General features: G+C 47.3%; 7 protein-coding genes. 4 read left to right on the forward strand and 3 right to left on the reverse strand.

What is annotated here, in order from left to right:
• Positions 1–142 precede the first annotated feature (142 nt).
• Positions 143–265, forward strand: coding sequence for a hypothetical protein (locus tag O9332_RS10550; RefSeq protein ID WP_288025373.1), 123 nt, complete (start codon positions 143–145; stop codon positions 263–265).
• On the opposite strand, the gene dusB is transcribed toward O9332_RS10550, so the two are convergent.
• Positions 228–1,229: a tRNA dihydrouridine synthase DusB gene (gene dusB, locus O9332_RS10555; protein ID WP_288025362.1), complete on the reverse strand. Its 1,002-nt coding sequence runs from the start codon at positions 1,227–1,229 to the stop codon at positions 228–230. The genes O9332_RS10550 and dusB overlap by 38 nt on opposite strands.
• A 199-nt stretch (positions 1,230–1,428) precedes the next feature.
• On the opposite strand from dusB, the gene O9332_RS10560 reads away from it, so the two are divergent.
• Positions 1,429–3,003, forward strand: a complete 1,575-nt coding sequence (locus O9332_RS10560; protein WP_288025364.1) for a glucose-6-phosphate isomerase — start codon at positions 1,429–1,431, stop codon at positions 3,001–3,003.
• A gap of 21 nt (positions 3,004–3,024) precedes the next feature.
• Here O9332_RS10560 and O9332_RS10565 read toward each other — a convergent pair whose 3' ends face one another.
• Complete coding sequence (locus tag O9332_RS10565; RefSeq protein WP_288025366.1) at positions 3,025–3,147, reverse strand: hypothetical protein; 123 nt, start codon at positions 3,145–3,147, stop codon at positions 3,025–3,027.
• 54 nt (positions 3,148–3,201) lie between these two features.
• On the opposite strand from O9332_RS10565, the gene O9332_RS10570 reads away from it, so the two are divergent.
• On the forward strand, positions 3,202–4,416 hold the full coding sequence (locus O9332_RS10570) for an ABC transporter permease (RefSeq protein ID WP_002757374.1): 1,215 nt from the start codon (positions 3,202–3,204) through the stop codon (positions 4,414–4,416).
• 5 nt (positions 4,417–4,421) lie between these two features.
• Here O9332_RS10570 and hisD read toward each other — a convergent pair whose 3' ends face one another.
• On the reverse strand, positions 4,422–5,678 hold the full coding sequence (gene hisD / locus O9332_RS10575) for a histidinol dehydrogenase (protein ID WP_002757372.1): 1,257 nt from the start codon (positions 5,676–5,678) through the stop codon (positions 4,422–4,424).
• 183 nt (positions 5,679–5,861) lie between these two features.
• Between hisD and O9332_RS10580 the strand changes: the two genes are divergently transcribed.
• A partial coding sequence (locus O9332_RS10580) for a hypothetical protein (protein WP_288025370.1) occupies positions 5,862–6,211 on the forward strand: 350 nt, incomplete at its 3' end.

The following is a 6,211-nucleotide window of genomic DNA, read 5'->3' on the forward strand; positions in this document are numbered from 1 at the left end:
ACGACGACTAAGTGAGGGTTTGCTGAATAAATCTAAAAATCTTGTTGGATAAGGTTTTTAGACTTTTTTTCTCTCAAAAATTGCCGACCATTGGAGTGATTGGGGGGAAAATTCAGGTACTTTTTCCCTGAAAATTAGGTAATTGACCCCCTCAAAATCGGTAAAACCCCACACCCTACACCCTACACCCCACACCCTGCCACCAGGAAAAACTTTTTCAGCAGACCCTAAATATTCTCGTTTTCAAGGTTTAATTGGGCAATAGCTTCATCAATTAAATCACAGCCCTCCCCCAGGGATTCGATGCGCGAAAACCGATCGCGCCAAACCGCCGCACCAGTAAAATCCTGACAATACCAAGCCAGATGTTTCCGCGCTTGCCAAATACCGCGTTGTCCCTTGTATAGCCATAGCCCCTGTAAATGCTCTTTAGCTAGGCTTAACAGGTCAATAGAGGTGGGTTTCGGCAACTTTTTCCCTGTTTTGAGGTAATAATCGATTTCCCCCACCAAATAGGGATAACCGAGGGTTCCCCGCGAACACATCACCCCATCGGCCCGGGTAAATTCCAAACAATTAATCGCCGCTTCCACAGAAACAATATCACCATTAGCAATGACAGGAATCGATAAAACCTCCTTCACCCATTTAATCCATTGCCAATCGGCCGGCCCGTGATAACCCTGTTCCCTAGTGCGTGCGTGCAGGGTCAACATTTGCGCTCCCGCATCTTCCAAACGACGGGCAAAATCGATAATATTAATCTCCTGAGCGTTCCATCCCAAGCGAGTTTTCACCGTTACTGGCACTGATACCGCTCTCACCACTTCCCTAACAATTTGCTCGGCAATTTCTGGCTGTCGTAAAAGGGAAGAACCGCCGCCTTTTTTAGTAATTTTATTAACTGGACAACCCATATTAATATCGATGGTCATCGCTCCTTCTTTAACCGCTTTTTCCGCCGCCACAGCCATAAAATCGGGACGGCAATCAAATAACTGCATACTAATTGGTTGTTCTTTGTCCCCGATAACCATCAATTGCGGTAACTCTTGCAGCTGGGAGATTTCTGTCGCGTTAACCATCTCCGTATAGAGCATCGAATCAGGAGCAAAGCGTCTCACCAAGCGCCGAAAAACTAAATCGGTGACACCGGATAAAGGTGATTGCAAGACCCGGCTATGCACTGCTAAATTACCGATTTTGAGAGGGGATGAGTAGATAGCCATAGGAAAGGTTAAAAAATCAACAGCCAACACCAGCAAGCCGAACAATTAGGGGATAGTTCCGTCACTGTTAGCATTTTGCCAACCCCTAATATATGCTTAACCGTCAACTTCTAGTCTAAAACTACCTGTATGATGATTGGAGAGGATAGAATCTTATCTCTCCTAAACGAGTAATTAAACAAAAATTTCGCTTTTTTTTATGGATAATCTGCAACTCTGGCAACGTTACCAAGATTGGTTATACTATCACCCTAACCTAGAACTTTATCTCGATGTCAGTCGGATTCCCTTCGATGAGGCTTTTCTCAAAGGTCTAGAAGCAAAATTCGAGCGTGCTTTCCAAGATATGGCAGCCTTAGAACAGGGTGCGATCGCAAATCCCGACGAACAGCGTATGGTCGGCCACTACTGGCTGCGCGCTCCTGAACTCGCTCCTAACCAGGAATTGCGGGCCGAAATCACCGAACCCCTAGCACAGATCAAAGAATTTGTCAAGAAAATTCACTCCGGAGCGATTAAGCCACCCAATCGGGCAAAATTTAGCCATATTCTCTGTGTAGGCATCGGGGGGTCTGCTTTGGGTCCCCAATTCGTCGGTTCGGCTCTATCCCCCCTTAATCCCCCCTTAGAGATTGCTTTTATTGATAATACCGACCCCAAAGGTATCGATCGCACCCTAGCCCATTTACCCTTAGCTACCACTCTCGTTATCGTCACCAGTAAATCCGGCGGCACTCCCGAAGCGAGAAACGGAATGTTAGAGGTCCGCAACGCTTACGAAAAACAAGATTTAGACTTTCCCCAACACGCAGTCGCCGTCACTATGCCGGGTAGCCAACTGGACAAACACGCCCAAGATTGGCTAACTCGTTTCCCCATGCAGGATTGGGTCGGTGGTCGTACATCAGAACTATCCGCCGTCGGTCTTCTCCCGGCCGCTTTGCAGGGTATCGACATTGATGAAATGTTAGCCGGGGCCAAAGAAATGGACATCGCCACCCGCGTCCATAACCTGAAAAAAAATCCTAGCGCCCTACTTGCTCTAGCTTGGTATCATGAGGGCAACGGCAAGGGAGAGAAAGATATGGTGATTCTGCCCTACAAAGACAGTCTCTATCTCTTTAGCCGCTATCTGCAACAATTGGTCATGGAGTCCCTCGGTAAAGAAAAAGACCTCGATGGTAATAAGGTGTACCAAGGTATCGCCGTCTATGGTAACAAAGGTTCTACGGACCAACACGCCTACGTCCAACAATTACGAGAAGGTGTTCCCAATTTCTTCGCTACTTTTATTGAAGTGTTAAAAGACCGACAAGGAGATTCCCTGGAAGTGGAAACCGGCTCCACTGCCGGTGATTTTCTCTCAGGATTACTGCAAGGTACTCGACAAGCTTTATACGAAAATAGTCGTCACTCTATCACTATCACGATCCCAGAGGTTACTCCCCGTCAGGTAGGGGCCTTGATCGCCCTCTACGAACGGGCCGTTAGTTTCTATGCTAGTTTAGTTAACATTAACGCCTACCATCAACCCGGGGTAGAAGCAGGGAAAAAAGCCGCCGCTTCTATTCTGGATTTACAAAGAAAAATCGTGCAAGTTGTTCGGGAAACGGGAACTTCTCTTGACCTAGCCACTCTAGCGGCCAAAATCGGCGCTAGTGACCAAGTTGAAGCCATCTATAAAATTGTCCGTCATCTCAACGCTAATCGGCGCAGTTTAACTATTACCGGCGATTTAAGTAAACCGGAAACGATCCAAATCTCTGCACGCTAATCAGGAGCCTGGAGTCAGGAGTCAGGTGTTGAGGGTTGGGGTTTTGGGGTTTTGGGGTTTTAGTTCAATTTCCCCACTTCCCACTTCCCACTTCCCCACTTCCCCACTTCCCCATCTCCCCACTTCCCCATCTCCCCAATTCATAATTCATAATTCATAATTCCTACTTCCCCACTTCCCCACTGAATATAACTAACCATGGAAATGCTAGAAAACCTGAAAATGGCTTTTTCCGCTTTGATGGGCAATAAACTGCGTAGTGGTCTGACCATGCTAGGAATTGCTATCGGTAACGCTTCCGTCATTGCCCTAGTGGGAGTGGGTGAAGGAGCGCAAAAAGTCGCCCTCGAGCAGTTTGAAGCTCTCGGACCGAATGTTTTATTTGTTTCCACCTCCTCGCGCAATGTCCGGCGGACAATTCCTAATCCCCGGCCTCTCACCTACGAAGATGCTCAAGCGATCGCATCTCAAGTTCCCTCCATTGCCGCCATTTCTCCCGAATTGAGCGGTAAAAGAATTTTATCCTTCGGTAATAGAACCAGTAATAGCCCCCTGATTGGGGTGGGAGCCGAGTACCTAAACGTGCGTAACCGTCAACTATCTAAAGGTAGATTTATTATGGAATCTGACCTGAAACGGGATAATCGGGTGATTGTCTTGGGATCGGAATTAGCCAAAAATCTCTTTGGTAATCGCAATCCCGTGGGCGAAAATCTTCGCATCGGCAATCTTAGTTTTCAAGTTATTGGAGTTTTACAGGCGAAAGGCTCCTTATTTGAGACTAATCAGGACGATCGAGCCTTAATTCCCCTAACTACCATGTCTAATCAGGTTCAAGGCCGCAGAGCTATCTATGGCATTCCCCTGACTCATATTTCTGTCTTGGCCAAAAACTCTGCCCAAATTAAAGCCGCTCAGTTTCAGATTAGCAACCTGCTGCAAATGCGTCATCAGGTCAGCGACGAGAATTATGTGCAGGTTTTCCCCCAAACCGCAGTCCTAGAAATGACCAAAGAGACTAACGAGAGTTTAACTAGAATGTTAGCCTCGATCGCCAGTATTTCCCTTTTTGTCGGGGGAATCGGTGTCATGAATATTATGCTCGTGTCAGTCACGGAAAGAACCCAAGAAATCGGGTTAAGAAAGGCTTTAGGAGCGAAAGAAGGGGATATAAAAGGTCAATTTCTGATTGAATCGGTGATTTTAGCCACCACTGGCGGAATTATCGGGATTTTTGTCGGCATTCAAGGAATGTATCTAGCGGGAATTTTTGCCGCTTTAACCACCAGTGTCTCAATCCCTGCGATAATTCTCGCTTTAGGAGTTTCTAGTGCCATCGGTCTAATTTTCGGTGTTGTTCCCGCTCATCGTGCCGCTAAATTAGACCCAATAGTTGCTTTGAGAAGATTATAGTTTTTCTAGTTCTTGTCCTGACCTCGGGATTCTATACCCGCATCCGTTGCCGTAAAGCCCTCCGCTTGGGCTAATATTTGTAGATTATGGGCTATGGAGGCGAAGGAATCGGCGGGATATTCGATTAAAGTGGCGGAATCGAGAAAAGTTTCCACTCCCACGGGACAACCCAAATAATCAGCCACCGCTTTTGGAGTAGTGGAACCGAGGAGAATAGTTCCCGATTGTCTCACAGAAGATAGCTTTTCCCAAGGCTCATCGATCATCAAAGATAAATGGGTGGGAGCAAAAAGATTCGATAATTCGATCGCTTTCTCCAATGATTCCACCACCACGATTAAACCATAATGAGCGATCGCTTTTTCCGTTAACAATCTCTGGGGATGTACCTGTAACTGTTTTTGCACTTCTTCCTGTACTATTAAAGCCAAAGCCTTATCCGTCGTCAATAAAATCGCTGCCGCTAGGGAATACTGTTCCGCTTGCGCTAATAGATCTAGGGCTAACTGTCTGGGATTAGCTTGATTATCGGCAATAATAACTAAATCAGAAGTAATAGAGAGATAATCGATTTTTACATGGTCAGAAACCAGTTTTTTAGCCAAATTAGTATAAAAATCACCTATTCCGGCAATCATCTCCACGGGAGCGATCGTTTTTGTGCCGTAGGCTAAAGCGGCGATCGCCTGTGGTCCAGCCACCCGATAAATCTCACTAATACCCACCGATTGGGCTGCCACTAAAATCGCCGGATGGATGCGTAAATCCTCATCGGCAGGAGATACCATGACAATCCGTTTAACCCCCGCTATTTTGGCAGGAATCGCCTGTTGGAGCAATAAACTGAGATAGGCCCGTTTCCCATCGGGAACGACAATTCCCACGCTGTTAACTGGTTGATAACGTTTCCCCCGAACCGTACCATCCTCAGGAAACTGGACCCAAGCTTTGGGAAGACGCTGACGATGAAAAGCCTCCATTTTTTCACAGGCAACGGCGATCGCATTTAATAAATCCTGCGACACCTGTTGATAAGCAGCATCAAGTTCCGAGCCACTCACCTTTAGTTGTTGTAGATTAAGGGACTGTTGGTAGAATTTTTCCGTATAATCCACCAACGAGCGATCGCCAGTAAGTCGCACCTGATCGACAATCTCTCGGACAAGCGATTCTTTTTCCCGAATTTCCGGATCGTCGAACCGTTCCCGAATTCGTCTCAGTTCCGTTCTGGCTGACCATGGCTCTGTGATAATTCGCAACATCGAGCTATTATCCTCTAGGGGCGAAACGAGATTAAAAAGTTTTCACTCCTCACACTCTAGCTTATCGCTTTCAATCTTGACCGGGGAGGGAGACCGAGTCAGTTATTTTAGCCGTCGGTAGGCAGGAGTCAGAAAATAGGGTGATAGGGTTTTGGGGTGATAGGGTTTTGGGGTGATAGGGTGATGAGACAGCTTCCCCAATTCCCCAATTCCCCAATTCCCCACTTCCCCACTTCCCCACACCCCACACCCTACACCCTACACCCCACACCCTACACCCTACACCCCACACCCCACACCCCACACCCTACACCCCACACCCTACACCCCACACCCCACACCCCACACCCCACACCCTACACCCCACACCCTACACCCCACACCCTACACCCCACACCCCACACCCTACACCCCACACCCTACACCCTACACCGCACACCCCACACCCCACACCCCACACCCCACACCCCACAACCAAACACCCAAATAAAACCAAAGTGCGAAAAAAAAAAAGAGCAAAAAATTAACATAAT

Source organism: Microcystis sp. LE19-10.1B (genome assembly GCF_027530565.1).
Classification (GTDB): domain Bacteria; phylum Cyanobacteriota; class Cyanobacteriia; order Cyanobacteriales; family Microcystaceae; genus Microcystis; species Microcystis aeruginosa.